Consider the following 26107-nt stretch of genomic DNA (forward strand, 5'->3'; position numbering starts at 1 on the left):
CGAAAAACCCTGGAAGGATACCAGGGTTTTTGTAATTTGATTTAAGCGTCAGATGCAGAGCATCCCAATAGACTGCAAATAGCCTCTACGATGGCACCTTCTGCTGATGGTACAAGAATACTTGCCAATAGTAATACAACGGCTAAAAGAATGACAATTAACACCGTTAATGGTTCTACCATGATGATATCCCCCCTTTAATATCATATAGCAAGGGAACCCTTACGTAGACATGTTATGTTTAAAATTTGGACATGCATAAACTACTATCCCATACTAAAAAAAAAGGCGCTTGTCCATTGGGGATAACTTCATGAAAAGGACCATCATTCAGATTTTTTAGGTTTTTAACGCAAAGTTATTTTGGTGTGATAAAACTATTAAAGGTCCCTAATTATTCAATATGTGAGGAAGCAGGGAAAATAGAGGTATCCATGTAAACTATCCGTGAGAAAAACTGGCCCCCATGACGGAGAGCCAGCTTATCATTTACTTCTTTTTCAATTCATCTGCCAGAAATTCAACATTAGTTCCAACAATAACCTGCAGACTATTCTTGCTTAGCTTAATTACCCCTTTTGCTCCCAGCTGTTTTAATCCCCCTTCATCGACAAGAGACATATCTTTTACCCTTAAACGAAGGCGGGTTACACAATTATCGATTTCTTCAAGGTTTTCTTTACCGCCCAAAGCCTCCAGATAAGCAACTGCTGCTTCAGCATAATTGCCCTTTAAAGTGGAATTTCCTTCAAATTCACCTTCAACCTCATCTTCTCTTCCAGGTGTTTTCAAATCCAGTTTCTTGATCAGGAAATAAAAAACCACAAAATACAGAAGGGCATATAGGAGACCTATCCCGGCCAGCAGAACCGGCTTCTGGGCAATGCCGAAGTTCAGAATATAATCGAGGGCGCCTGCTGAGAAACCGAAACCATGATGAATATCCAGGACATAGGTAATGGACATAGCCAGACCTGTCAAAGCAGCATGAATTAAATATAGAACCGGCGATAAGAACATAAACAGGAATTCAATCGGCTCTGTAATACCTGTCAGGAAGGAAGTAAATGCGAGTCCGGCCATCGCCCCTGCCACTGCTTTCCTTCTTTCCTTCTTTGCAGCCGCAACCATGGCAAGAGCTGCACCAGGCAGCCCAAACATCATAATAGGAAAGAATCCTGTCATAAAGATTCCAGCAGATGGATCCTTTGCAAGAAAGCGCCATAAATCTCCTTTGATGACATCCCCTGCTGCATTGGTAAACTCGCCGAACTCAAACCAGACAAGTGTGTTCAGTATATGATGGAGACCAACCGGAATTAATAAACGGTTTAGGAATCCGAAGACCCCAACACCCGCTGCACCTGCACCGATTATCCAATCGCCGACACTGTTAATGCCTGCCTGTACCGGCGGCCACACATACCCGAACAAAAAGGCAATGACTATCATAACGAGTGAAGTGATGATCGGCACAAACCGTTTTCCCCCAAAGAAACCAAGCCATTCCGGCAGCTTAATATCATGATATTTATTGTATAATAGCCCTGCAATAATACCGGAAATGATTCCGCCAAAAACACCCATATTGACCGTTTCGTTTATCGCCGCGGCACCTTCAGTCAGTACAAAATAACCCACTGCACCAGCAAGGGCAGCTGCCCCGCTGCCATCCTTAGAAAAACCGATGGCAATTCCAATGGCAAACAAGAGAGCCAAATGTCCGAAAACAGCATTCCCGGCTGCAGATATAAATGGAATTCCTAAAAGGTCATCCTGTCCCAGCCTCAGCAAAAGTGCAGCAGCAGGCATAACTGCAATCGGCAGCATTAAAGACTTGCCAATCTTCTGTAAAAACCCCAGCATTTTCACACACCTCTTTCTCCATGGATTATTACATAATATGAACAGGCATTTTAATTCAGTACAAGGCACCAGTATTGGGCCGACCCTACAGGTCATAAAAAAAGAACCTGGCCCATTATTCCGCCAGGTTCTTTCCTGCAAATTTAATAGAGTAAATATTCTTCGCGTGTCATTTTGAATTGTTTTAATTTCTTTTCCCATTTGGAGGAGATTTCTTCAACAGTTTTTCCTTCCTCAATGGCTTCACGTACCCAGCCATTGCCCATCAGGTTGTCAAAGAATGAAATTCCAGCACTGTTCTCTGCACGGAATTCGAAGTCTTCCGGATACATATCATGGATCGCCTTCACAATGTGAAGTCCGGTCTCGACAGGCTTGAATGCATCGCGATGTGTAACATGAATCTGAATCCCGTGGGAAAGCTGTCCTGCATGCTTGGAGAAGCTTGGTGTAAATGAAGCAGCTCTAAAAGTTACCCCGGGAAGATCTAGACCGTTCAAATGTCCAGCCAAATCATCGGCGTTGATAAATGGAGCACCAATAAGTTCAAACGGCTTTGTTGTGCCGCGCCCCTCAGAAACATTCGTTCCTTCAATCAATGCCGCTCCCGGATATACTAACGCTGTTTCGAGTGTTGGCATATTAGGAGATGGCATGACAAACGGAAGTTTGGTGTCATCGTAATACATATTGCGCTTCCATCCATTCATCTTTACAACAGTTAAATCTGCACCTATTTCAAACTCTTCATTAAACAATTCGGCCAGTTCACCTACAGTCATCCCATGGCGAAGCGGAATCGGGTAATTCCCCACAAAGGAGGAATACTCCATATCAAGCACCGGTCCTTCAACCTTTGTGCCACCTTGAGGATTAGGCCTGTCCAGCACGATGAAAGGGATATTGTTTTCTTTTGCTGCTTCCATCGCATAAGCCATTGTGTAAATATACGTGTAGAAACGTGTTCCGACATCTTGGATATCAAACAGAAGCACGTCAATATTTTCAAGCATTTCAGGGGTAGGCTTTTTGGTTTTTCCATATAAGCTGTAAACAGGAAGCCCTGTCTTTTCATCGATATAATACTCAACATATTCTCCCGCTTGCGCACTCCCGCGGACTCCATGCTCCGGACCATATAACGCAGTTAACTCCACGTCCGGATCATTATGCAGAATATCAACAATGCTGTTTAAATTCGAGTCGACCCCAGTCGGGTTTGTAATTAAGCCAACTTTTTTTCCTTCTATGAGGTCCTTCTTTTCATCTAAAAGGACCTCAACACCAAGCTCGAATTTCTTTTTCTTGCCTTTTCCTCTGCCATTGCCGTTATCTGCTAACACAACAGTTAAAGAAGAGAGTACGAGAATCATTGTCAAAAAACCCATAAACCATTTCTTCATTATTTTCCCCTCCCTGTTTAAGGATGAGATACATACAAGAACCAAATCTGCATGTATCCTTCCTTTCTAAAGGCACTTTTCCCAAAGATTGTTGTTTTTTGTTTTGAATTCAGCCCGTTGATTTCCGCTCCAGGCACTTGCTTTCCGCGGGGAGGAATGCGAGCCTCCTCGGCTTCGCCTGCGGGGTCTCACACTTCCCTCTCTTCCCGCAGGAGTCAAGTGCCCTCCGCTCCAATCAACTCAGCAAATTAAATATAAGAAAACAGCCTTTTAAAAATTTCAGTTTTTTCTTAATAGCTCAATCCATGCCCAAATTCATATAGTACAGTGCCATCTGTACCTGGAATTGTTACAGGCAGTTTTCCTGAAGGATTAATCTGGCCAAAGATAACACCTGCTGCTGCATCAAAGCTCGCCGTTCTGAAGCCATATTGTGCAATGTAAGCATCAACTTCCGGATAGGCCATGATGTCATATGGGTTACGGATGCCAACCGAAATAACTGGAACTTCTGATTCAGCAATGATGGAATTAACCATCTTCATCTGGGCGCTATCTGGTGATCGTCCTGATACATTAAACGTATAGGAGCCCACAATAACCGCACTGGCATTCCTGATTTGTTCCTTCTGCTCTTCCGTTAATACATAGCTTGAGGTCTGTATGACCGTTGTGTTTGCATGAAACTTGCTCATTGCGTTCTTTAAGTCTGTAATATACGTATTACCGACAACGACCATCTTATCCTCAGGAGATACTTGTAATGGCAGTGCATCTCCTTCATTTTTCACCAATGTGATAGAACGTTCTGCTGCTTCTTTTTCTATTTGTTTATGTTCTTCTGATCCAACTACGTTAAGAGCTTTTGCAATTTTTTCATCAATCGGCTGCGGTGTCTCTTCTTTCACAATTCCCCGCTTTAATTTCAGTGTTAAAATCCGCTCAACTGATGATTCAATGCGTTTTTCCGAGATTTCTCCATTCTCCACAGCATTCAATAGCCCTTCTGCAACTTCTTGAAGGCCAACAGGCATTAACACAATATCAGTTCCAGCTTTGACAGCACGAACGGCTGCGTCAACTGGTCCAAAATGTTCAGCGATGGCATTCATATTCATTGCATCTGTTGTAATGACCCCTTCATATCCCATTTCTTCACGCATAAGTTCTGTCAGCACTTTATGGGAAAGAGTGGCCGGGACGGCGATTTCTTCACCTGTTTTTTTCGAAATTGCTTTCGTGTCATCAATCTTAGGGAAGGTAACATGGGCAGTCATGATGGCATCCACTCCTGCTTCCATTCCCTTTTGGAAAGGATACAATTCAACTTCCTTTAGACGTTCTTTATCATGAGGCACTTCAGGCAATCCAAGATGTGAGTCTACTGCTGTATCTCCATGTCCGGGAAAATGCTTTGCAGTAGCAGCAACACCTGCTGATTGCAATCCTTCAGTATAAGCAACACCCAAGTCAGCAACAAGCTGCGGGTCCTCCCCAAATGAACGAACGCCAATTACAGGATTGTCGGGATTATTATTTACATCCATGACAGGTGCAAAGTTCATATTAATACCGAGTGATGAAAGCTCCTCCCCAATCGCCTTTCCGACCTTGCGGGAAATTTCTTCAGAACGGGCAGCCCCTAACGCCATATTGCCTGGCATGTCAGTTCCTGATTGAAGACGTGTAACAATTCCGCCTTCCTGGTCAATCGTCATCAATAAGCCGAATTTATCGGCAGCTTTCTGATAATCTGAAACCAATGTGGCAGTCTGTGCGGTTGTCACCACATTTTCCCGGAATAATATTACTCCGCCAAGATGATAATCTTTTACCAGCTTTTCTATTTCCGGCAGCATTTTAGTGACATTTTGTCCCTTCCAGGTGCGGAAATCCGGCATCAGCATCTGGCCTACCTTCTCTTCAATGGACATATTTTTCACTGCCCGGCTGATGAGGTCATACCGTTTCCCATGCTCTTTTATAATTTTCACTTTAAAAGCAGGCTTGCCTTTGCTGCCCTTTTTATGGTCAGGTTTTATTTGAAGTGCGATACGGTCCTTATATACTCCGTCTGTTACACTGATAAAGGTTTTTCCCGGCTTCCCTCTTAAAGTAATATTCCCTGACTGATCAACTGCTGCAGCAGTTTTATTGCTGGAATTCCATTTCAGCCCTTCAGATACTCTCATGAAATGCCCTTCTTTATATACATGAAGCGCTTTTAATTGGAATGCATCTCCACTGATTTCCGTGCTGGCCTGGGGTATATTCTCAAGGAGAATTAAATCCTTTGCTGTACTTTCTGCCGCTGCATTTTTCAAGGTTCCTCCCATCCATAATTGTGAAACGGCAAGTGTAATTGTGAGAAGGAAAATAAACATAACTTTGCTGACTTTACCCATTTCTTCCACCGTCCTTACTGCTTTTTCATATGAGCTTACTTTTTACTAAAAAATCGAATACTAGTAATTTCTTTTTTCCCAACCGTTTCCTGAAAGGGCTGGCGTCACTTTTTGTCCATCTGAAAGCTGGAGTTTTACATTATCAACATACCAGCCTCTGCCGTTTACTGTACTATCTGTCACGTAACGGAATCGGATGTGGGATGTTCCTGCCGGAATCGTCAGCTTTTCCTTTTTCCAGTCGATGCTGCTGCCTGTATATGGCTGTGCTGCCTGTTTCCAATTAACGCCATCTTCTGAGAACTCAACAAAACCCATATCTGCATTTGTTTCAGTTCTGTACCAGGTATCGAACGACAGGACCGCCTCTTCTTTTAGATCTATTTTAGCGGTTAACTCATACTGAACTTTATCCCCATACCCTGAGAACCACGCCGGCCCTTTTCCCGGAATGGCTACAGGAATTGAATCCGCCACCTGTCTTGCAAATGCACGCCTTGCAATATTCGTTGTAACCGTATTTCTTGAAGGATGCACACGGTTTGTTAAGAGAATTGCAATCGTGCCATTATTTCGGTTTATGACAATGGATGTTCCAGTGTACCCTGTATGCCCAAGCGAAGTCCCCTCTGATAAGGCATCCATGAACCATCCCTGGCCAAGCTCCCAGCCCAGGCCATGATCATCACCTGGAAATTGAGGGATTTGATTTTGAATCAGCATTTTCACCGTCTCTTCTTTTAATATCCGCTTGCCGCCATACCGCCCGTCATTTACATACATATGAGCAAGCTTGGCAAGATCGGAGGCAGTGGAAAAGACACCCGCATGTCCGGCAACTCCATCAAGCGACCAGGCATTTTCATCGTGAACCTCTCCCCACACAAGCCCCCTGTTGATAGCAGGCTGATATTCCGTGGCTGCAATCCTATGCTTCAAAGATTCAGGCGGATTATACATCGTATCCTTCATACCGAGGGGTTTGGTTATGCGTTTTTCCACAAACTCATCCAGGCTTTGTCCTGAAAGGCGTTCGATTATTGCACCGAGCGTAATCATATTCAAATCGCTGTATGTATACGCTTCGCCCGGCTCATTGGCCAATGGATGTTTAAAAACGATTTGCATCCGTTCCTCTCTGCTGCTCCCTTGCGAATATAACGGAATCCATGCAGTAAAGCCTGAAGTATGTGTCATCAGCTGGCGTATCGTTACATTTTCCTTTCCGTTTTCGGCAAACTCGGGAATATATTCAGCAACAGGATCATCCAGCTGAAAGCGTCCTTCATCATACAATATCATTGCGGCAGTTGTGGTGAAGATTTTACTGATTGAAGCCAGATCAAAGATGGTATTTTCGGTCATTTCAATCGGGTTCTGAGCTTCAGTAAATTTATCATCCGTGTAGCGGTAGGAATATCCATATGCATCATGCTTGACGATATGGCCACGCCTTGCCACAAAAGTGACAGCACCCGGCATGACGCCTTCTGAAATCATCTCCTCCATTAATGGATCGATTTCATCCAGCGGCTGCTGAACCATCCCAGCTCCCGCTGCAGAACCAGGATGAAGAATAGGAGAAATCGGCCCAGGACGATCCCACGAAAAAATAGGGTGAAATTTGTGTTTCACATCTTTATTTTTTTTCATTTCCATCGTTGGCTTAACTCCTTCAGAGCTTTGCGCAGATGCAGGATTTGCTGCCGGAATAAAGAGTGATGTGCTAAGTGCGGCAGATAGCGCAACAAGCATGGTTTTATTTTTCATAGTGGCTCCTTTATTTTTATGAATTTTCATCAGCCTTTAACCTCCTCTTCTTAATGAAAGGGTTTACATATTGTAAGATTAATAGAGTTAGAGTATAGTTGTCTATACCACATAAGTCCTGTTCTAGTTAATAACTTCCAAATAATACAGAAAAACCAATAGTTCTTTTTGACTATTCTGAAAATTAATTGCAACCTATTAGATAATTTTTAAATTTTGAAGTAATAAAAGAAAGCAGAATCCAGATGGATTCTGCTTATCTTTGAAACTGTACATTATGAAGACCTGCAAAGATTCCGTTCTTTTCGATCAGTTCATCATGTGTGCCTTCTTCAGCAATGCCGTCTTCTGTGACAACGACTACTCTGTCCGCATTGCGGATGGTTGCAAGCCTGTGGGCAATGACTAGTGTGGTGCGGTTTACGGCAAGCTCGTTCAATGCCGTTTGAATAATTTGTTCGGTTTCAGTATCCAACGCAGAGGTTGCTTCATCCAGGATTAAGATCGGGGGATTTTTAAGGAACATTCTCGCAATGGCGATTCGTTGTTTTTGTCCGCCTGACAGTTTTAATCCCCGTTCCCCAATTTGTGTTTCCCAGCCATTTGGAAGAGATCCAATGAAATCCTGCAGGTGTGCTTTTTTAGCCGCGTCCGCAATCTGCTCATCTGTAGCTCCAAGCATTCCGTAAGCTATATTCTCCTTCAGGGTACCGGTAAACAGGAAGACATCCTGCTGGACAATGCCAATATGCGATCTCAGTGATTTTTTCGTCATGTCCCTGATATCCATGCCATCGATCTTAATACTTCCGCCATTCACATCATAAAAGCGTGGAATCAAAGAACAAATCGTTGTCTTACCGGCTCCAGAAGGTCCGACAAAAGCAACTGTTTCACCTGCATTTATTTGAAGATCAATTCCTTCAAGCACCGATTTATGTTCGTCATAACTGAACGATACATCCTGAAAACGGATATCACCCCTTAAGGATACAACCTCTATGGCATCTTTCGTATCCTCAATTTCCGGTTCAGTATCAATGATTTCTAAAAACCGTTTGAAACCAGCCATTCCCTTTGGATACAGTTCCATCAGGGCGCTGATTTTATCAATCGGCTTTAATAGCACATTCACATAAAGCACAAATCCAACCAATTCACCGTATGAAAGCTGCCCGCTGAAGCTCAGCCAGGAACCGTATACAAGAACAATCAGCGTAACTAATCTGGTCAGCATGTAGACTCCGGATGCACTGAAGCTCATAATCTTGTAAGCTGCAAGCTTGGCAAGACGGAATCTGCCATTGTTTTCCTTAAACCTTTTAATCTCATAGCTTTCATTTGTAAAAGACTGAACCACACGAACACCAGATACACTATCCTCTACCTGTGCGTTGACATCGGCAATTTCACCGTACATTTTTTTCCATGCTTTGTTCATTTTAATATTGCAGAACGTAATCAGCCATACAAGAAACGGAAGAACAAATATGGTTACAAGAGCCAGCTTGACATTGATCGTCAGCATAATCCAGAATGCACCCACAAACGTCATGACCGCTATAAATAAATCCTCCGGTCCATGATGGGCAAGCTCTCCGATATCCATAAGATCGTTTGTCACCCTGCTCATGATATGCCCTGTTTTGGTATTATCGAAAAAGCGGAAAGACTGCCTTTGCACATGCTGAAAAAGCTGCTGCCGCATATCTGTTTCGATGTTGATGCCAAGCTTGTGGCCCCAATAGTTAACCACAAACTGAAGAAGTGTGCTCGTCACATAAAGAGCAAGCAGGCCGGCACTGACAGAGACAATCATGGACCAATTCCCGCTTGGAAGCAGGCTGTCGATAAACCACTGAACCGCAAGCGGAAAGCCCAATTCAAGGATTGCAACGAATACTGCTGAACTAAAATCAAGAATGAACAAGCGCTTATGCGGCTTATAGTAGCTAAAAAACCGTCGGATCATTTTATTCTCCTTTTTCTGAAAAAATCAAATATATTTGATTATAAATTCACCAGGAATATATTACAAGAAAAACCCGTTCCTTTTATTTCCTGAACGAGTCTGACTGTACCGCTTTATAAGGCTGGTGTTAAAGCATCAGCTGAAATTCAAATCCTTGATTTGAACTGAACTTTACGGATCATTTGATTGATTACTTCTGAAATGACAAGTCCTACTGCGATGGCTCCGGAAATCATGAATGCTTTTGCAGCGAGCTGAATGGCCGTATTGTAATCATTTTCAACAAAATTCCGCATCGCATCATAAGCAATCCCACCCGGGACTAGTGGAATGATGCCGGCTACACTAAAAATAATAATAGGTGTTTTATACATTTTGGCAAAAATCTGGCTGATCACGGCGATCGTAAAAGCAGCAATTAATGAAGAAATGACAGCATCATACTGCCAATTGACAAGCCAAATATAAACGAACCAGCCGACCATCCCGACAAAGCCGCATTTCAGCAGTGATTTTTTCGGGGCATTGAAAAGCACTCCGAACCCTGCTGATGCAATAAAGCTTGTAATCATATGAGTCAACAAAAACATAGGCATATTCCTCCGCTATTGCATTTAAAAAGTGAAGACCAGAGCAATCCCGGCACCAATGGCAAAAGCTGTCAAAAATGCTTCAGCGCCTTTTGACAGTCCGGAAACAAGGTGCCCGGCCATTAAATCCCTGACTGCATTTGTTATCAATAGCCCTGGAACGAGCGGCATGACTGACCCTATGATGATCTTATCAAGCTCTGTGCCCACTCCTGAGTACACAAAGAAATAGGCGATAAGGCCGATTAATAATGAAGCAATAAATTCAGAGAAAAATTTGATCTGGACAACTCTATGTACGTATAAAAATGATACAAAACCAAGACCGCCTGCAATCATGGCTGGAATAAAATCAGTCCAGCTTCCAAGGAACATAATTAAAAAACAGCCGCTTGCAATTGAGGCTGCAAGAATCTGCTGATATACAGGAAAGGTATAGTCGGCACTTTCAATTTCCTTCAGCCTTGCCAATGCTTCCTTTCCATCCAGTTCACCGCTGCTGATTCTGCGCGAAACTCCGTTCACCAATGTCACTTTGTACAAATCCGTTGAACGTTCTGAGATCCGAATCAGCTTTGCCGGTTCAGTTCCATCTGTTGAAAATATGATACCGGTTGGCGTTACATAGCTATGTGAGTGCGGTATGCCCAGGGAAGCAGCAATCCTTGTCATGGTGTCTTCTACCCGATACGTTTCTGCCCCGCCCTGGAGCATGATTTTCCCCGCAAGCAAGCATATCTCAATTACTTCTATTGTTGGCGGGTATTCTTTCCCCATTTTTCCACCTGCTTTATAAAACTAAAATTGAAAACTCTCTTATATAGGGTTACATCTTAACGGAAATGGTAAACGAAAGAAAGACCTTTTGTCTAATATTTAATATAAAAATGTTCGCTAAGATCGGAGCATACCTTATAAGCCTGAATAGAAATTGAATAAAAAAAAGCGATTATTGCCTGCAGAATAATCACTTTCTCATTTATTTCTTCGGTATCCCAAACTGCGCATTAATCTGACCCTGAATCATTTTTGCCCGTGATGCTTTATCGTCTTTTTTCTTTTTTCGCTTCAATTCAGAGCGGATTTCTTCTGTTCGGACTCCCTCCTCCCTTTTGTTGGCTATGTCAATGAGCGTCTCCACATCGAGAAAAGAATATTTTCTGCTTCCTCTTTCTGACCTTTCAGGGAATACCAATTTCCTCTCTTCGTAGTAACGAATCTGCCGTTCACTAAGTCCTGTCAGTTCGCTGACCGTCCCAATCGAAATGACTTTTCTGGTTTTGTAAGATGTTTCTCTATCCAATCGCGTCACCTCAATATATCCAATTTCTTTTATTATACTAATCTTTCAAACTTTTTCATTATTCCTGTTAGAAAATCTAACAAAACAGCAAAAACCATGTCAGAAAAATTAACATAACAACTGAATAAGAGCTGTATTTATTTTAGAATAAACAAAAACCTAAAGAAAAGAGGAGACAGTAATGCAATATTTACGGAAAGCCATTGAGAAAAAACGCCAATATCTAATTGATCTGCTGGTCAAATCAGGGAGCGAATATCAGCATTCTGAACCTGCTTTACAAAAGCTGACCCTAACGGAACTTGAGGATATATTTAAAAAAAACAGCAATTCATTCCGTTATTAATCAGGGGGCCATTATGGAATCAAAAAATACAATAGATCTGGCGAGAAGGATTATTGAACTCGATATACTGCGTGATCAGCTGTGGGAAAAGTTAACGGCAGAAGCCGGCTATCAGGCTTATGAAATTCTAAGAAATGAACAGAATAGCTGATAATGGAACGCTTTAAAGAGCGTTCTTTTTTATGCCTATGTTAAAGTTTTGTAAATTTTAGATACTCCCCTTTTCCTGTCACCTTTATTTTGGTATCATCCAATTATCGAAATCCGATATCGATTTTCGAAATTAACAAAGGAGGCTTTTGCTTGGAAGATAAAATACTGCGAAAACTTTTTCTGGGGTTTATTCAAATCCATATTCTTCATCATGCAAAGGAGCACCCTGTCTTCGGAGCATGGATGGCTGAAGAACTGAGAGAGCATGGATACAGCATCAGTTCCGGAACATTGTATCCGATCCTACATTCAATGGAGTCAGACGGGCTCCTTCAACAGGAAAAGAAAAATGTCGATGGCAGAATCAGAAAGTATTATACCGCAACCGAAAAAGGGATTATGGTTTTGGAAGAAGCGAGAAAAAAAGCTTATGAGCTTTTTAAAGAAATTAAGGATTAAAGGAGATGCATATGAAAAAAAACAAAACTGGCCTTAAAACTTTACTGGAAATATTAATGGTTTCAACAAGGCTTGGACTAACCTCTTTCGGGGGACCTGTAGCTCATCTCGGGTATTTCCACGATGAGTATGTCCGCAGAAGAAAATGGATGGATGAGAAAAGCTACGCAGACTTAGTTGCACTTTGTCAGTTCCTTCCCGGTCCTGCAAGCAGCCAGGTCGGAATTGGCATTGGTGTCATGAGGGCTGGAGCAGCCGGCGGCATAATGGCTTTCCTTGGTTTCACCTTGCCATCGGTCATCGCTCTGATCATTTTCGCCATTCTTCTTCAAGGCATTAATCCGGCAGAAGCCGGCTGGATTCACGGCCTTAAAATTGTCGCGGTGGCCGTAGTGGCTCACGCTGTCCTGGGAATGGCACAAAAGCTTGTACCTGACCTTCCCCGAAAAACGCTGGCACTGCTTGCAATTATTGCAACACTTTTATGGCAGACAGCCATTACGCAGGTTGCGGTCATCCTTGTCTCTGGTTTTATCGGATTTTTAATCTATAAAAAGCATGCAGATAACGATAATGCACCGATGGAGTTCCCAATCTCCAAAGGCTTTGCCATTGGCTGTTTAGTGTTGTTTTTTAGCCTTTTAATAGGGCTTCCTATTTTAAGGGAGCTAACCGCAGTGGAGTGGGTTGCTTTATTTGACAGCTTTTATCGTTCAGGATCTCTGGTTTTCGGCGGCGGTCATGTTGTCCTTCCTTTGCTGGAACGAGAATTCGTCCCAACAGGCTGGCTAAGTGAAGAAGCCTTTTTGGCAGGATACGGTGCAGCTCAGGCAGTGCCGGGGCCGTTATTTACTTTCGCTGCTTATCTTGGAGCAGTGATGAACGGCTGGCAGGGCGGTTTGCTTGCAACGGCTGCAATCTTCCTCCCTGCTTTTCTGCTGATCTTAGGAACACTCCCATTTTGGGACACACTTCGCCGCAATCCTAACATCAAGGGCGCATTAATGGGTGTGAATGCGGCAGTTGTCGGCATTTTAATCTCTGCCTTTTATCATCCCATATGGACCAGCAGTATCCTGGAGCCGGCGGATTTTGCCTTTGCCGCAGTATTATTCAGCATGCTTGTTTATTGGAAACTGCCGCCTTGGATCATTGTTGTGACAGGAGCAATCGGCGGAACTTTATTAGGATATGTATTTTAGAAACGCATCGAAAAAAGCTGCCAACCACTCGGCAGCTTTTTTCTATAACGGAATTTCAAGTATAATTTTTGTGCCTTTATTTTCTTCTGAATAAACATTTATAGAACCGCCTGCAGCTTTTGCCCGCTCTTCCATGCTAAAAAGGCCGACTCCTCTTGAAACTTCATTAACATTGAACCCTCTGCCTTTATCTTCAATGACAATGCGGATTTCTGTTTCCATTTGCCTGATTGTAACTGCTGCTTCATCTGTCTCAGCATATTTCCTTATATTTGTCAGTGCTTCCTGAATGATTCTATAGATGGTGATTTCTTTATTTGAACTAAGGCGGGAAGCCAGGTAACAATCAAAATGAACATTGATATTATGATGTTCTGAAAAACGGACCAGGTAGGATCGGATCGCAGGTATCAGACCCAGGTCATCAAGCACTGAGGGACGAAGCTCCCATGAAAGATCCCGCAGCTCTTCAATGATTTCAGTAGCCTCATCCTGCATTTGATCAAGCAGCGGATGGCTTATTTCAGCCTGAAGCCTATTAATGGTAATCAGATGGCTGTATAAATTTTGTCCTATTCCGTCGTGAAGTTCCCGTGACAGCCTTTTCCGCTCATCCTCTTGAACATCTATTATTCTTGTCATCATTTTCTGCAGCTCTTCTTCTGCATTTTTTCGCTGTGTGACTTCATGTCGAATAGCAAGGTGCTGATAGGGTTTCCCTTTTTCATTAAGGAATGGGACGATCGTGGTATCCACCCAATAATAAGTTCCATCCTTAGCTCTGTTCTTGATCTCGCCTTTCCATACCCTCCCGGAAGTAATGGTCCTCCATAAATCTCTGAAAAAATCTCTGGAATGGTACCCTGAGTTTATAATTCTATGATCCTGTCCCAGCAATTCTTCCCTTGAATATTTTGAGATGCTGCAGAATTGATCATTCACATACGTAATCGTGCCTTTCTGATCTGTAATGGCCACAATGGATGAAGAATCCAGGGCAAACTTTAAATCGATCAGCTCGTTTACGGAATTTTTCAGCTCCTCGACAACACGCTTATATTCAGTTATTTCCTTCCGGATGGCCAGGTATTTATACGGCTTCCCTTTTTCATCAATAAAAGGAACGATCGTAGTATCTACCCAATAATAAGTACCGTCTTTGGCTTTGTTTTTAATTTCTCCGCGCCAGACTTCCCCGCTCGAAATAGTAGTCCAAAGATTTTCCATAAAATCCTTGGAATGGTATGAGGAGTTTATAATTCTATGGTCCTTGCCTATCAGCTCTTCTGCCGAATATTTCGATACCTCACAGAACTTTTCATTCACATAGGTGATTTTCCCTTTTCTGTCTGTAAAGGCGACAATGGTTGATTCATCCAGGGCAAATTGCAGGTCAACTAATTCATTTAACGGATATGACTGCTGCTTTTTTAAGCGGGAACGGTCTTTGACTGAGTGAAAAACGATTAGATAAAAGCTTTCTTCTGCCAGCTTGAAAGAATTAATTCTGTAAAAAATGGAAAATACACCACCATTACGGTGCTGTCCATACTGGTGAACCACTTTGCCCTCTTCTGTTTCAAGCAGAGTGATCTCAGGAAGCAATTCCTCCAGGCTCTTCCCCTGCAGCTCCTGTTCGCTATATCCAAATTGCTCTTGTGCCTGCCCGTTCGCATAAGAGATGTTCCCAAATCTATTTACAAGAATCGTTGCATCACTGGAATCAGGAGCAATCTCTCTCTTATTCGCCAGCTGATTATTCCTGTCCATTTACGTTCCTCCAGTTGCATTATTTTAACCATTCAGCTTTTTTTCAAGTGTCCTGGCTGCATCCCTTGCTGTACTTTGCCTGTTCTCATTTATAGGCTGTCCCGACCGGTTCCCGATCAAGAGGACCCCCTTGGGGATTCCTTTAAAATGAATGGGAACAGCATATGCTTGTTTCAGGCCTTCAGCAAGCATAATCGGGTATTCCAATGCTTTCCCGGCAATATTTTCGGGAAAGTTGTCCACATACATCGGCCTTCCAGTTGAAATCACTTTCCCTGCGATGCCTTTGCCGTACCTTACTGTTATCCGCTTATATTTCTCGTTGCTGTTTCCTGCGGCATAATGCCATTTTACATCCGGGCCATCCGTATTCTGCAGTGCCAATCCAACAAAATCACATTCAAGCTTAGTCAGCACCTTCTCACAAGCCTGATCGATTTGGACGCTTTCTCTGGGACTGCACCCCTTATATTCCATAGCCAAGCAGCCCTTTCTTTAAGGCGTAAGAAACGAGCTCCGGCCTGGTTTTCATCTGAAGCTTTTCCATTAAATTACCTTTATGTGTTTCAACTGTCTTGACACTGATCACAAGCTGTTCAGCAATTTCCTTATTGGAAAACCCTTTGGCTATTAATGTAAGAACTTCTTTCTCCCTGTCGGAAAGAAGGTTGAATGTATCGGTGTTCCCCTGCTTCACACTTCCGATATATTCTTCCATCAGCCTTTTGGTTGCAGAAGGATGCAAATACGCATTCCCGCTTGCAACAGACCGGATTGCTGCGAGCAGTTCATCATGGGGTGCACTCTTTAAAATACACCCGGAAGCGCCCGCTTGAATCGCCCTGAATAAGTACTCTTCATCATCATGCATGGTTAAAATAAGGATTGCTATTTCAGGCATTAATTTTTTTAATTCTGAGGTTGCCGACATGCCATCTTTCCCATGGGGCATGCTTAAATCCATGACAACCACATCAGGCTTTAATTCCAGTGCCTGCTGAATCCCCTCATTGCCTTCAGAAGCTTCACCAACCACCTGCATGTCATCATGGTTATTTAAAAGCATTTTCAATCCCATCCTGACCACCGCGTGGTCGTCGCAAAGTAAAATATTGATCAAGCCCGCTCCCCCTTAGCATTTGTCCGTATATAAAGTGAAACTTCAATCAGTGGGGGCTTTATCCCCCACTGATTGTTAGTCGCGTTCTAGTGTCGCTAAGATCTCCGCTAGCGCTTCGATCAATCGACACTACGAACCCGATTAGTTCAACTAAGCCTCTGCCTGCGCGTCGGCAAGTTTCACTGTATCTCACCAATCGGGCCTTTACGGGCAGTAAGACTGCGATAAAAATCTATAATAGGCAACAAGGGAGCCGCTATATGCAGATCCCTTGTTAAGTATAATCTTAGTATAACGGAAGGGTGATATCTATTGAAGTCCCTTCACCGATTTTTGAGCTGATGACGCATCTGCCGTTGATTAACAGCATTCTCTCCATCATGGCCGCAATGCCGGCTGAATTTTTCATCGCGGCATCTACATCAAAGCCCTTCCCCTTATCTTGAATAGTAATTGAAAGCTTTCCCGGTTCCCACCGAAGAATAATGCCTGCACTCATTGTGTCAGCATACCTTGCTATATTAGCCAGGGCTTCCTGGCAAACACGGAACAGAGTAATCCTTTCCCGTTCCCTGATTTGCACTTCCTTTCCCTCATTTTGAAGATCAACGATGATTCCATATGTGGAAGTGTATAATTTCAGATAACTTTTCATAGCAGGCAAGAGACCGAGGGTTCCTAAAGCAGGGGGATGCAATTCCACAGCCAGAAGCCTGATTTCCTGAATTGTTTTTTCCATCATTTGTGCCATATCCCCAATATAGTCTTTCATCTCCGGCTGATCGACAGCTGTCTGAATGAACTGCATGCCTGTATACAAGCTGTAAAGCGTTTGCCCTACCCCTTCATGAAGCTCCAGGGCGATGCGCTTGATCTCATCTTCCTGAGATTGAATAATATATGAGCTGATATTTTTCTTTGCTGGCTGGGTTTCCATTTCATCCCTCCTCTTTTGAAATTACTTTTTTGCTTTTATTTTGCTTTTTTCACCCGGTGGCTGGAAATATCGCTGAACATGCCTGCATATTGGACTACATCACCGGCATCATTTTTAATTGCACTAATGGTAAGCCACTGGAGGTATTCTTCCCCATCCTTGCGGGAATTCCATATTTCCCCTTGCCAGAACCCATTGTTTTCTATTGAAGTCCACAAGTCCTGGTAGAAGCCTTTAGACTGCTTTCCTGATTTAAGGATACTCGGATTTTTTCCGACTACTTCCTCTTGTTTATAACCGGTAATTTCTGTGAAAGCAGGGTTTACAGAAATAATTTTTCCGTTCTTATCTGTAACCAGAATACCTTCAATTGTATGATCAATAACCTGGCTCGCAATTTCCATCCTTCCCTGGTAATACATCCAAACAACCAGAATCAGGCTGGCAAGCGCGACCTGAGACAATGCCATAAAACCAATTGCATAATGCCCTGTAATGTTAAATAGGAGAGTCAAAAGCAGCGGAGGGAAAAATCCGCCCAGACCGCCCATCGCAGACACAATTCCATTTACGATACCGGCCTGCTTCTGGAAGTACATTGGCACAAGCTTAAATATGACCCCGTTTCCAATTCCTGCTGATAGAGCAATGCTTAAGCATCCGAATGTATACCATGTGATTGAAGGAGATAGTGATAGTATCACCGCAGAAATGGTGTAGACTCCAAAAACAAACATCAGCAAAATTAAAGAGTGAAAACGGTCAGCCAGCCAGCCGCCTATTGGTCTCATGGCAGTTGCAAGAACAATGAAGCCTGCTGTTCTTAATCCTGCATCAACTTTATCAAGTTCAAAGTGAGCTACAAGGAAGTTTGGCAAATAAATAGTAAACGCCACAAATGATCCAAAGGTAATAAAATAGAATAAGCTCAATAGCCATAGTTTTTCATTTTTATAGACTCCTTTTATTTGCTCAAGAAGCGGAGTCTGTACCTTAACTTCTTTTTTATCACCCAGTAAGAAGTTAGCCGCAATGAAAATCCCCAGCAGAACAAGGTAAATTTGTACAGTTAGAGACCATCCAAATTTCGTGGCAACAACTGGTGCTGCAAAGGCAGTGATGGCTGTTCCAAGATTGCCTGCCCCGTAAATGCCATTTACAAACCCATGGCGCTCCTTTGGGTAATACTTCGGAAGGGATGTAACCCCAACAGAGAATACCGCTCCTCCAAGGCCGAGGAATAATCCCCCGATAAGCAAATCAGTAATCGAATCTGCTATGCTGATATAATAGACTGGAAATAATAGAAGAATAAAACTCAGCATAAAGATTACTCTTGCGCCAAACTGATTAGCATAATACCCCAAAGGTATCCGAAGCAGCGATCCGAGGATGACCGGAACAGCTGTTACAAGGGCAAGCTTATCGGATGGAATATTGATGTCTTCCTTTATAAACGGCATAAGGGAGGATATCAGCACCCAAACCATAAATCCGGCCACTAAGTTTAACGTCTGCAATGGAAGCTGTATTTTTTTTATCACTTTGTTCACGCTCTCTTCTTAATTACATATTTTAATCCGGCTTCCTGATCAATTGCCGCCCACTGGGTCTCAGATGCTTCTGCAGAAGAGGTCAGCGGGACCGCAAAAAAGTTCATATGATCAAAATAAATCCGCAAGTGTGTTCCATCAGGACAAAGTCCGGTTTTTTCAATTATCTTAGGAACAAATGGTGCTTTGTCACTTCCATCTTCATCTAAGATTGCCACCTGAACCTTCTCCCGGACAAATCCGTCCAGATCCTCTTTTTTAATGAGTTCCACAGCTTCCGCACCCTCTTTTGGCAGGATAAACATACATCTGGTATCCCTGCAGATATTTCCAGAAAGATTCTCCTGCATTTTCTTCTATAAATTCAATGGTTTCCTCTTCCGATTGCCATTTGCTCATGCCTTTTACCTCTGCTACAACAATGTCCATGCCTTCATGTGACTTTTCATCCAAGTACCAGTTCAGGCGGACTCCCTTAAAGAGATCGGAGAGAATCTGGTCTACTTCCGGAGCAAAATCCCCAGATCGTTCTCTGACAAAACAAAAATCAAGATATGTTTCACTGTTCATATGAATCACGCCCTCATGTTAATCGTCTTTTTATAAGCGAATACAGCCAGGGGAAAAAGAACAATATTCAGCCCGCCGAAAATCAGTACATTTTCATAGTTTTCGTAATAATATTGGTGGACCATATATTGAGTAAAGACAATATTCATCATTAATATCGCTGCCAAAATAATGACTCCAAGGTATCTACGATTCATAACGCTTCACCCTCACCGCATAAATTGCGCCATTCTCCACCTTAACCTGTATTTCCGGAAGCGGCCTTCTTGGCGGTCCCGCAGTCGGCGCACCAGTTTCCACATCGAACTTGCCGTGGTGGCAAGGGCAAATCATTTCACCCTGCTCCTTCACCCAAAATACCGGGCAGCGCAGATGTGTACACGCGTTCTGATAGGCAACATATTTTTTCTCTGATAAGCGGATTAATATTGCATCATCATGATCTCCGGGAAACTTGAATTCCACAGCATCGCCGATTGGCAGCTTGCTTACTTCGGTTATTTTCTTATGAGGATATTCCTTTTCGCCAAGCCCCATCAATTCTTTGGCAGCTACCGCCCCCCAGGGAAGGGAGGAAACCGCAAATACACCGGCCGCACCAACCAAAGTTTTCATGAATCCCCGTCTATCCAGTTTTCTTTCGTTATTCCGTTCGATATTGTGCGTATAGTTATCTTCATTAAAGGGAATCTTGTTATTCTTATCAGACATCCCTAACCCCTCCTAAAACAGCTTTGTAATCCCCTGCAGGATTCCCGGCAGATTTACTTTTACGTTTGTTTCACCTTCAAGATATGGCATGCTTGTAACCCATTTGCCGTTATCAAGGTTAAATTGCTTCTTCTTGTTTTCTATTTCTTCATCTGTCAGCCATTGAAGTGTATTGGATGGACACACACTCGCACACATAGGAGGAATTCCATCTTTTGTACGATCAATGCATAGATCGCATTTATACATTAAGTTCTCCTCGTGATCAAACTTTGGTATGCCATATGGGCAGGCAATTGTACAGTTCTGGCAGCCAATACACTTTTCGACAAGTGCAGACAGCACAGCGCCTGTCTCATGAATCTGAATGGCCTGGGCAGGACAGCTTCGCGCACATGCCGGGTTTTCACAGTGAAGGCACATGAGAGGCATCGTCTGCCGGTTCACAAGAGGATTTACATCATACACATAGTTTCTGTTGCGCTCCTCGTGCCCCCCGCATTGTGTACATGCTGCCAGACAAGAACGGCATCCTATACAGTTTTCAAGTTCCAAATACAGCCTCTTTTTCATTTATTGCACCTTCTTTAATTCGACTTTTTCCAGCTGTGCAGCACATGCCTTGAATTCAGGCATACGGGAGATTGGATCTAACGCTGCAATCGTTAATAGATTAATAGAGTCTTCATGTCCAAAATGGTATGGAACAAAGACTGTATCCTTGCGGATGGCTTCCGTAATTTTGACTTTATAGATAGCCTCGCCTCTTCTTGTAAACAGACGGACTCTTTCTTCATGTTCCATATTATATGTTGATGCTGTTTCCGGATGGATTTCCACATATGGTTCAGGACACATATCGTGAAGGAAAGGAATTCTCCTAGTCTGATTTCCTGATAGATAATGGTAAACCACACGGCCAGTTGTTAAACGGAGCGGATATTTTTCACACGGTTCTTCCGCTGGCGGACGGTATGGCAGGGCGCATATCTTCGCTTTGCCATCTGGATGGTAAAACTTTTTATCAAGGAACATATGTGGTGTACCTTCATCTTTTTCGTCTTTACAAGGCCAGAAAACTCCATCCTGCTTATCGATCTTATCCCATGTGGCACCATAATAATCAGCATAGCCGCCCTTAGTTGCCAGCCTGAACTCATCTGCAACATCTCTGGCTGTTTTCAGGTGAGAAAAATATTTTCCTCTGCCTAACCGCTCAGCCAGCTCCACTTGAATCTGCCAGTCCGGCTTTGATTCACCAACAGGCTCCTGTGCTTTGTTGATTTTTATAATACGTCCTTCAATATTTGTTACTGTCCCTTCATCCTCTGACCAGGTAACTGCCGGCAGGATCACATCTGCAAACTCTGCCGATTCAGAAAGATAGAAATCGGAGCAGACCATGAAATCCAAGGCTTTAAATGCTTTCCTCACAAAATTTTGATTTGGTGCTGATACAGCCGGATTCGAACATAGAAGGTATAAACCGCGAATCGTCTTTTGCTCCATCAGTTCAATCATTTCATAAGCAGATACACCAGGCTGCGGCATTTCTTCAGGTGTAATGCCCCATACATTGCATACTTCTTCAACATGTTTTGGATTTGTAATTTTCCGGTAGCCTGGAAGCAAATCTGACTTTTGCCCGTGCTCTCTTCCGCCCTGTCCATTGCCCTGTCCGGTGAATGTAGCTACTCCGGCTTTAGGGCGGCCGATTTTTCCTGTTACAAGAGCCATGTTTGTGTAGGCGGAAACATTATCAACACCCTTATGCTGCTGTTCCACACCTCTTGCAAACATAACTACCGCATTTGGAGCTTTTCCGTATATTTCAGCAGCGCGAATAATTTTTTCAGGCGCCACACCAGTCAGCATGCTTGTATATTCAGGTGTAAAATCTTTTATAAGTTCCTTTGTTTCTTCAAAACCGTTTGTATGTTTGTTAATGAATTCTTCATCTATATAGCCCATTTCAATCAATTGATTTACAATTCCGTTGGCGAGTGCAAGGTCTGTTCCAGGCTGCAGATCAAGATGAAGATCAGCCCTTCTTGCAATTGGCGTTTCACGGGGATCCACCACAATGATATAACCGCCTCTTTCCTGAACGTTCCAAATACGGAACATGGAGGTTGGATGGCATTCAGCTGTATTGCTTCCGGCGATAAACAGGCAATCCGTTTCATGAATATCTGTCCAAGGCAATGTTGAACCTCTATCTACCCCGAAAGAACGAAGGAATCCGCCGGCAGCGCTGGACATACAGAAACGGCCGTTATAGTCTATATAGCGCGTTCCCAGAGCAACCCGGGCAAACTTGCCTGTCAGATAACATTTTTCATTTGTCATGGAAACTCCGCTGAAGACGGAGAGTGAATCTTTTCCGTATTCTGTCTGAAGCTCTTTGAATTTCTTTGCGATCAAATCATATGCCTCATCCCAGCTTGCTTCCCGGAACCCTTCTGCCGTTCCTTTTAAAGAAGCATCATCCCGGATCAGCGGCTTCAGCAGGCGGTCTTTGTGGTTAGTCTGCTGGTAGGCGGTAACCCCTTTCGGACACATTTTCCCGACAGTAACCGGCCAGTCATAACGGGGTTCAACCCCTATGATTTTGTTTGTCTGTGTATTAACCCTCAAATTCATTCCGCATTGCATACCGCAATAGCTGCAGTGTGTTTTTATTAATTTTTCATTCGGATGGTTTAGATTCTCAATTTCTTTAAAAAACTTATCCCTTTGCATTCTGGTTTGCCTCCTTGACCTTCACTTCATGAGTAGGGAATCCGGAAAATTGTGCAATCCGGTACTTTCTTCGGCAAGGGAGGCACATTTCTGCAAGATGATGACCTTCCTTTGCTTTAAATTCAATAGCGTTCACGCCGAGTACATCGACGACATCTTTTGATTGTTCAACTGAAACGAACTGATCTCCGCAGACCGTGCATTCCTTCATGCCCTGTTCGGCATAATGTTCCCGGTAGTTTCTTGCCAGAACACTCATTGGCCGGAAAGGAATATGTGCAAGCTTTCCAAATGGCAGGTAAATCAGTGTAATGATAACTGACCATTGATGGATCAGTGACATTGCCGGCTGTCCCGCCCCGTGTAAAAAGATATTCATAAAGGTTAAAGCCAGCCCTGTGATGCTAACTAGCAGCAGCATATATAAAGGCATGAAATCATACAGGAATTTCTGCTCCGCTCTTGCCTGCATATTTTTCAGGCGGCGATATAGCGCCATGCAAACACCGGCGATTACCATTACTGCTGTAATATTCAGTGCGTTGTAAGAAAGGTTGGCGATAATGCCATCCGCCGGGACAGTCATTACCTTCATGCCCATTGCAATTATGTTGTAATGGCCATTGTCATCCATCGTAAAATACATCCAGCCGAAAACGAGAGGGAATGTAACGAAGCAGGATAAGATACAGCCCCAGCCGATCAGTACGTGCTGAGTCCATCGGTAAATTCCCCTATTCCAGATAAAATTGTAGGTTGCCAGATGCTCAACAGATGTCTTTGGCGTTGACTTTCTAAATAACAGTTTTAATCCTTTTTTCAGGATAAGCTTTGTTGGCGGCCTTTCGCCCCAGGCGATGAATCTATAGAAGAACCCTCCAATAAACACGATCGTTCCGACCATATATCCGTACAGGTTCAAGTCAACATGTGTAAACATTCTTGTGCCAATAAAAGAAAGAATAGCTAATGCTGTTACAGATAAAAACATTGACTTGGCAAAATGTGATGCAAACGCATTGTTTAATGTGTTCCCTGATTTTTGATTGACTGCAGCTTTTGCCTGCATAATAACTCCTCCTCATTCACAAACAATTACCTTAACCTTATTGTATAAGCGGGAGGAGTTTTTCCATATCGGGGAACTTCCCCATTCGGAGGGGGAAATTCCCCTATCTTAAAAAATTCTAGAAATGACAGATACTCAAAGTACAAAGCTGCTGACAAAAAAAAAACATTCACGGTCTTTTTGAACGGCAGTAAACCTGTCTGCCGGGGATGGAATTATCTAGGAATTAATGATACAATCCTAACAAAAGGAGCTGGTAATATGGCAAAATCATCTGCTAAGAAGGTAAGGGAAAAAGCAGTGCGTGAGGGAAAAAGAAACCCTGAATGCAATCGGAGCCCATTTGTGTTTAGCGACATGCGAACAAGGAAAACAAAAACTAAAAAAGAACAACTATACAGGAACAAATATAAAAACCGTCATTCTGATGAAAGCAGAATAGACGGTTCTTTTTATGGATTATTTTATTTAAAAACAGCCAGTCCGCTTAAAGACCAGCTGCATATTTTCGATTACAGTATTCCCATTCCTTCTATATGTTTCCGGGCTTCGTCATCACCCAGATCATAAATCATTTTATATATGCCTTCCATGGATGCATCGTACTCATCATTTTTCGATTCTTTGTGGTACTCCAGGAACGGTACATGGGCTCGGGCAAATGTTTTAAGATCTGCATCATAATTCTCGTTAATGTATTCATTTAACTGAGCCAATTCTTCGTCAGTCGCAAATATTTTAAACTGCCATTCGGCAGCTTCTACCGGTTCGGTGTAAATCTGCGCATTTTCAATATCTATATAATAGGTATTTTTTGTTTGGTCCATAATTTTCATCTCCTCTGCTTTTATACGATATTTACCACAAATAGACGAAGTTTAACCATTTAATATTCATTACATTTTCATGCTCCTGATGGGCATGATATACCTGTGCATTTTAAGGAAGGTGGCACACTAATGAATTTTATCAGGAGGTATACTATGGGTATATTAAGCGGAAATCCAAAGGACGAGCCTATGCATTATGGTGAAGTTTTTAGCACATGGTCTTACTTGCTCGCAGGAAAAGGAATGGCCTCTGCATACCAGACAATGGTAAGCCACTCTGGAGATGAGGACTTAAAGAAAATGCTTCAGGAAGCTATTCGCCTCTGCAAGCAGGAGGAAGAACAGATCGAAGCGATGTTGAAGGAAAACGGGATTGGTCTTCCTCCCGCACCGCCTGACAGACCTGATGCTTGTGTTAACGATATTCCTGCCGGTGCCAGATTTATGGATCCTGAAGTAGCTGCAAAATTAGCAGGAGACCTGGCTGCAGGATTGGTTGGCTGCAGTACAATTATGGGCCAATGTATCCGTGAAGATATTGCAGGCATGTTTGGCCAATTTCATACTCAGAAAGCTGCTTTAGGCTTAAAGGTTCTTCGAATGAACAAAGAAAAAGGATGGCTCATACCACCGCCGCTTCACCTTCACAAATCAGATAATTGCTAATGGGCTGCATATAAAACATCGCTGTATGGAAAAGAGAGCAGAGTACATTGTCTGCTCTCTTATTGTTTCGTAAGGATATGAAAGCAGTTTTCTGCTTTTACGACCCCAAACCTCATTAAAAATTCTCCCCCAATCAATCCAATTGCCTTAGTCCGCAAAGGACTAAAGCTCATGACTTACTCAGAATATTTGCTTTCACTGGAATCAGGGGAGACCATGCCTCCCGCACCGCTGGAATTAATATCAGGTTCTGCTCCTTCAGGCTGGGATGGCAGCACTTTGTTTTTCTTTTGATTAGGAAGGCCGGAATTCTCCTTAAGATATTGATCATTTTCCATAATCGTTACCACTTTAAATCCTGTTCCTTCGAGATGGCTCTTCAATTGATCAAATGCTTTTGTCTGATTATTAGTTAATTCCTGGTCATCATATTGAAGCTCTACATTGATTGTTTTCATGTCAAGACCTCCTTTTTACCTTATTTTCCCGAATGCTCTTTCATTAAACTACACAGTACCTTAAAGAAGCAGAAGTTTATTTTAGTATAAATAGGTTATTTAACAAAACAACCAGGAAATGGTTAAGCCAGGATAATGAATGGCTTATTTTTCCATTCGCATCATTATCTGTACATTACTGAATATAAATAAATTGTATGCGATCAGACGAA

28 protein-coding genes are annotated in these 26107 nt (G+C 42.8%); 5 read left to right on the forward strand and 23 right to left on the reverse strand.

Annotation, left to right across the window (positions count from 1 at the left end; all coding sequences use genetic code 11):
• Positions 1-41: 41 nt before the first annotated feature.
• From NAF01_RS16080 to NAF01_RS16120, 9 genes are all read right to left on the reverse strand, one after another.
• On the reverse strand, positions 42-182 hold the full coding sequence (locus NAF01_RS16080; RefSeq protein WP_156185226.1) for a hypothetical protein: 141 nt from the start codon (positions 180-182) through the stop codon (positions 42-44).
• 307 nt (positions 183-489) lie between these two features.
• Positions 490-1866: an N-acetylglucosamine-specific PTS transporter subunit IIBC gene (gene nagE / locus NAF01_RS16085; RefSeq protein WP_226617535.1), complete on the reverse strand. Its 1377-nt coding sequence runs from the start codon at positions 1864-1866 to the stop codon at positions 490-492.
• 143 nt (positions 1867-2009) lie between these two features.
• Positions 2010-3269: an exo-beta-N-acetylmuramidase NamZ family protein gene (locus NAF01_RS16090; protein WP_048012050.1), complete on the reverse strand. Its 1260-nt coding sequence runs from the start codon at positions 3267-3269 to the stop codon at positions 2010-2012.
• A gap of 290 nt (positions 3270-3559) precedes the next feature.
• On the reverse strand, positions 3560-5674 hold the full coding sequence (locus NAF01_RS16095; protein WP_226618158.1) for a glycoside hydrolase family 3 protein: 2115 nt from the start codon (positions 5672-5674) through the stop codon (positions 3560-3562).
• A gap of 60 nt (positions 5675-5734) precedes the next feature.
• On the reverse strand, positions 5735-7474 hold the full coding sequence (locus NAF01_RS16100; protein WP_250800796.1) for a serine hydrolase domain-containing protein: 1740 nt from the start codon (positions 7472-7474) through the stop codon (positions 5735-5737).
• A gap of 226 nt (positions 7475-7700) precedes the next feature.
• Positions 7701-9416 carry an ABC transporter ATP-binding protein gene (locus NAF01_RS16105; protein WP_197216952.1) on the reverse strand — a complete coding sequence of 572 codons (1716 nt, stop codon included), beginning with the start codon at positions 9414-9416 and terminating at the stop codon, positions 7701-7703.
• A 146-nt stretch (positions 9417-9562) separates the two neighbouring features.
• The gene (locus NAF01_RS16110) at positions 9563-10006 is read right to left on the reverse strand and encodes a threonine/serine exporter family protein (RefSeq protein ID WP_048012039.1); all 444 of its coding nucleotides are present in this window, start codon (positions 10004-10006) and stop codon (positions 9563-9565) included.
• Between the two features lie 24 nt (positions 10007-10030).
• A complete protein-coding gene (locus tag NAF01_RS16115; protein ID WP_048012038.1) occupies positions 10031-10783 on the reverse strand; it encodes a threonine/serine exporter family protein in 753 nt (250 codons plus the stop codon).
• A 202-nt stretch (positions 10784-10985) separates the two neighbouring features.
• A complete protein-coding gene (locus NAF01_RS16120; protein ID WP_197216955.1) occupies positions 10986-11309 on the reverse strand; it encodes a MerR family transcriptional regulator in 324 nt (107 codons plus the stop codon).
• Between the two features lie 181 nt (positions 11310-11490).
• Here NAF01_RS16120 and fbpA point away from each other — a divergent pair, with 181 nt between their 5' ends.
• From fbpA to NAF01_RS16140, 4 genes are all read left to right on the forward strand, one after another.
• Entirely contained in the window at positions 11491-11655 is a 165-nt protein-coding gene (gene fbpA / locus NAF01_RS16125) for a Fur-regulated basic protein FbpA (protein WP_082139028.1), read from the forward strand.
• A 13-nt stretch (positions 11656-11668) separates the two neighbouring features.
• On the forward strand, positions 11669-11806 hold the full coding sequence (locus NAF01_RS16130; RefSeq protein WP_197087755.1) for a hypothetical protein: 138 nt from the start codon (positions 11669-11671) through the stop codon (positions 11804-11806).
• 152 nt (positions 11807-11958) lie between these two features.
• On the forward strand, positions 11959-12267 hold the full coding sequence (locus NAF01_RS16135) for a PadR family transcriptional regulator (protein ID WP_048011337.1): 309 nt from the start codon (positions 11959-11961) through the stop codon (positions 12265-12267).
• Positions 12268-12272: 5 nt separating this feature from the next.
• Positions 12273-13469, forward strand: coding sequence for a chromate transporter (locus tag NAF01_RS16140; protein ID WP_156185208.1), 1197 nt, complete (start codon positions 12273-12275; stop codon positions 13467-13469).
• Positions 13470-13511: 42 nt separating this feature from the next.
• On the opposite strand, the gene NAF01_RS16145 is transcribed toward NAF01_RS16140, so the two are convergent.
• The 13 genes from NAF01_RS16145 to NAF01_RS16210 all read right to left on the reverse strand — a co-directional run bounded on the left by NAF01_RS16145 (position 13512) and on the right by NAF01_RS16210 (position 24768).
• The gene (locus NAF01_RS16145; RefSeq protein ID WP_048011335.1) at positions 13512-15239 is read right to left on the reverse strand and encodes a PAS domain-containing sensor histidine kinase; all 1728 of its coding nucleotides are present in this window, start codon (positions 15237-15239) and stop codon (positions 13512-13514) included.
• Between the two features lie 24 nt (positions 15240-15263).
• Positions 15264-15716, reverse strand: a complete 453-nt coding sequence (locus NAF01_RS16150; protein WP_048011334.1) for a GAF domain-containing protein — start codon at positions 15714-15716, stop codon at positions 15264-15266.
• Entirely contained in the window at positions 15706-16359 is a 654-nt protein-coding gene (locus tag NAF01_RS16155; protein WP_048011333.1) for a response regulator, read from the reverse strand. Before NAF01_RS16155 ends, NAF01_RS16150 begins: the two co-directional genes overlap by 11 nt.
• A gap of 286 nt (positions 16360-16645) precedes the next feature.
• Positions 16646-17296, reverse strand: a complete 651-nt coding sequence (locus NAF01_RS16160; RefSeq protein ID WP_048012054.1) for a sensor histidine kinase — start codon at positions 17294-17296, stop codon at positions 16646-16648.
• A 35-nt stretch (positions 17297-17331) separates the two neighbouring features.
• The gene (locus tag NAF01_RS16165; protein ID WP_048012058.1) at positions 17332-18840 is read right to left on the reverse strand and encodes a nitrate/nitrite transporter; all 1509 of its coding nucleotides are present in this window, start codon (positions 18838-18840) and stop codon (positions 17332-17334) included.
• Positions 18841-18845: 5 nt separating this feature from the next.
• Positions 18846-19121: a hypothetical protein gene (locus NAF01_RS16170; RefSeq protein WP_048012055.1), complete on the reverse strand. Its 276-nt coding sequence runs from the start codon at positions 19119-19121 to the stop codon at positions 18846-18848.
• Entirely contained in the window at positions 19108-19419 is a 312-nt protein-coding gene (locus NAF01_RS16175) for a hypothetical protein (protein ID WP_048012056.1), read from the reverse strand. Before NAF01_RS16175 ends, NAF01_RS16170 begins: the two co-directional genes overlap by 14 nt.
• Before the next feature lie 5 nt (positions 19420-19424).
• Positions 19425-19616 (reverse strand): hypothetical protein, encoded by a 192-nt coding sequence (locus tag NAF01_RS16180; protein WP_048012057.1) that lies wholly within the window; start codon positions 19614-19616, stop codon positions 19425-19427.
• Entirely contained in the window at positions 19606-20130 is a 525-nt protein-coding gene (locus NAF01_RS16185; RefSeq protein ID WP_197216964.1) for a Rieske (2Fe-2S) protein, read from the reverse strand. The genes NAF01_RS16180 and NAF01_RS16185 overlap by 11 nt, the downstream gene beginning before the upstream one ends.
• Positions 20131-20142: 12 nt before the next feature.
• Complete coding sequence (locus tag NAF01_RS16190; RefSeq protein WP_048012011.1) at positions 20143-20703, reverse strand: 4Fe-4S dicluster domain-containing protein; 561 nt, start codon at positions 20701-20703, stop codon at positions 20143-20145.
• Positions 20704-22872: a molybdopterin oxidoreductase family protein gene (locus tag NAF01_RS16195; RefSeq protein WP_226617530.1), complete on the reverse strand. Its 2169-nt coding sequence runs from the start codon at positions 22870-22872 to the stop codon at positions 20704-20706.
• Entirely contained in the window at positions 22859-23941 is a 1083-nt protein-coding gene (locus tag NAF01_RS16200; RefSeq protein WP_226617529.1) for a hypothetical protein, read from the reverse strand. Before NAF01_RS16200 ends, NAF01_RS16195 begins: the two co-directional genes overlap by 14 nt.
• A gap of 512 nt (positions 23942-24453) precedes the next feature.
• On the reverse strand, positions 24454-24768 hold the full coding sequence (locus NAF01_RS16210; protein WP_048012066.1) for a hypothetical protein: 315 nt from the start codon (positions 24766-24768) through the stop codon (positions 24454-24456).
• 156 nt (positions 24769-24924) lie between these two features.
• Between NAF01_RS16210 and NAF01_RS16215 the strand changes: the two genes are divergently transcribed.
• Entirely contained in the window at positions 24925-25437 is a 513-nt protein-coding gene (locus NAF01_RS16215; RefSeq protein WP_048012065.1) for a DUF3231 family protein, read from the forward strand.
• A 176-nt stretch (positions 25438-25613) separates the two neighbouring features.
• Here the strand turns inward: NAF01_RS16215 and NAF01_RS16220 are convergent, their stop codons facing one another.
• Positions 25614-25895, reverse strand: a complete 282-nt coding sequence (locus NAF01_RS16220) for a hypothetical protein (protein WP_048012064.1) — start codon at positions 25893-25895, stop codon at positions 25614-25616.
• Positions 25896-26107 lie beyond the last annotated feature (212 nt).

Source organism: Cytobacillus firmus (genome assembly GCF_023657595.1).
Taxonomy (GTDB): Bacteria; Bacillota; Bacilli; order Bacillales; family Cytobacillaceae; genus Cytobacillus; species Cytobacillus firmus_B.

Excerpts from the sequence above, each read along its gene's own strand:
- NAF01_RS16080 (WP_156185226.1), bottom strand. The coding sequence starts at position 182 with ATGGTAGAACCATTAACGGTGTTAATTGTCATTCTTTTAGCCGTTGTA.
- nagE (WP_226617535.1), bottom strand. The coding sequence starts at position 1,866 with ATGCTGGGGTTTTTACAGAAGATTGGCAAGTCTTTAATGCTGCCGATT.
- NAF01_RS16090 (WP_048012050.1), bottom strand. The coding sequence starts at position 3,269 with ATGAAGAAATGGTTTATGGGTTTTTTGACAATGATTCTCGTACTCTCT.
- NAF01_RS16095 (WP_226618158.1), bottom strand. The coding sequence starts at position 5,674 with ATGGGTAAAGTCAGCAAAGTTATGTTTATTTTCCTTCTCACAATTACA.
- NAF01_RS16100 (WP_250800796.1), bottom strand. The coding sequence starts at position 7,474 with ATGAAAATTCATAAAAATAAAGGAGCCACTATGAAAAATAAAACCATG.
- NAF01_RS16105 (WP_197216952.1), bottom strand. The coding sequence starts at position 9,416 with ATGATCCGACGGTTTTTTAGCTACTATAAGCCGCATAAGCGCTTGTTC.
- NAF01_RS16110 (WP_048012039.1), bottom strand. The coding sequence starts at position 10,006 with ATGTTTTTGTTGACTCATATGATTACAAGCTTTATTGCATCAGCAGGG.
- NAF01_RS16115 (WP_048012038.1), bottom strand. The coding sequence starts at position 10,783 with ATGGGGAAAGAATACCCGCCAACAATAGAAGTAATTGAGATATGCTTG.
- fbpA (WP_082139028.1), top strand. The coding sequence starts at position 11,491 with ATGCAATATTTACGGAAAGCCATTGAGAAAAAACGCCAATATCTAATT.
- NAF01_RS16130 (WP_197087755.1), top strand. The coding sequence starts at position 11,669 with ATGGAATCAAAAAATACAATAGATCTGGCGAGAAGGATTATTGAACTC.
- NAF01_RS16140 (WP_156185208.1), top strand. The coding sequence starts at position 12,273 with ATGCATATGAAAAAAAACAAAACTGGCCTTAAAACTTTACTGGAAATA.
- NAF01_RS16145 (WP_048011335.1), bottom strand. The coding sequence starts at position 15,239 with ATGGACAGGAATAATCAGCTGGCGAATAAGAGAGAGATTGCTCCTGAT.
- NAF01_RS16150 (WP_048011334.1), bottom strand. The coding sequence starts at position 15,716 with ATGGAATATAAGGGGTGCAGTCCCAGAGAAAGCGTCCAAATCGATCAG.
- NAF01_RS16160 (WP_048012054.1), bottom strand. The coding sequence starts at position 17,296 with ATGGAAACCCAGCCAGCAAAGAAAAATATCAGCTCATATATTATTCAA.
- NAF01_RS16175 (WP_048012056.1), bottom strand. The coding sequence starts at position 19,419 with ATGAACAGTGAAACATATCTTGATTTTTGTTTTGTCAGAGAACGATCT.
- NAF01_RS16180 (WP_048012057.1), bottom strand. The coding sequence starts at position 19,616 with ATGAATCGTAGATACCTTGGAGTCATTATTTTGGCAGCGATATTAATG.
- NAF01_RS16185 (WP_197216964.1), bottom strand. The coding sequence starts at position 20,130 with ATGTCTGATAAGAATAACAAGATTCCCTTTAATGAAGATAACTATACG.
- NAF01_RS16190 (WP_048012011.1), bottom strand. The coding sequence starts at position 20,703 with ATGAAAAAGAGGCTGTATTTGGAACTTGAAAACTGTATAGGATGCCGT.
- NAF01_RS16195 (WP_226617530.1), bottom strand. The coding sequence starts at position 22,872 with ATGCAAAGGGATAAGTTTTTTAAAGAAATTGAGAATCTAAACCATCCG.
- NAF01_RS16200 (WP_226617529.1), bottom strand. The coding sequence starts at position 23,941 with ATGCAGGCAAAAGCTGCAGTCAATCAAAAATCAGGGAACACATTAAAC.
- NAF01_RS16210 (WP_048012066.1), bottom strand. The coding sequence starts at position 24,768 with ATGGACCAAACAAAAAATACCTATTATATAGATATTGAAAATGCGCAG.
- NAF01_RS16215 (WP_048012065.1), top strand. The coding sequence starts at position 24,925 with ATGGGTATATTAAGCGGAAATCCAAAGGACGAGCCTATGCATTATGGT.
- NAF01_RS16220 (WP_048012064.1), bottom strand. The coding sequence starts at position 25,895 with ATGAAAACAATCAATGTAGAGCTTCAATATGATGACCAGGAATTAACT.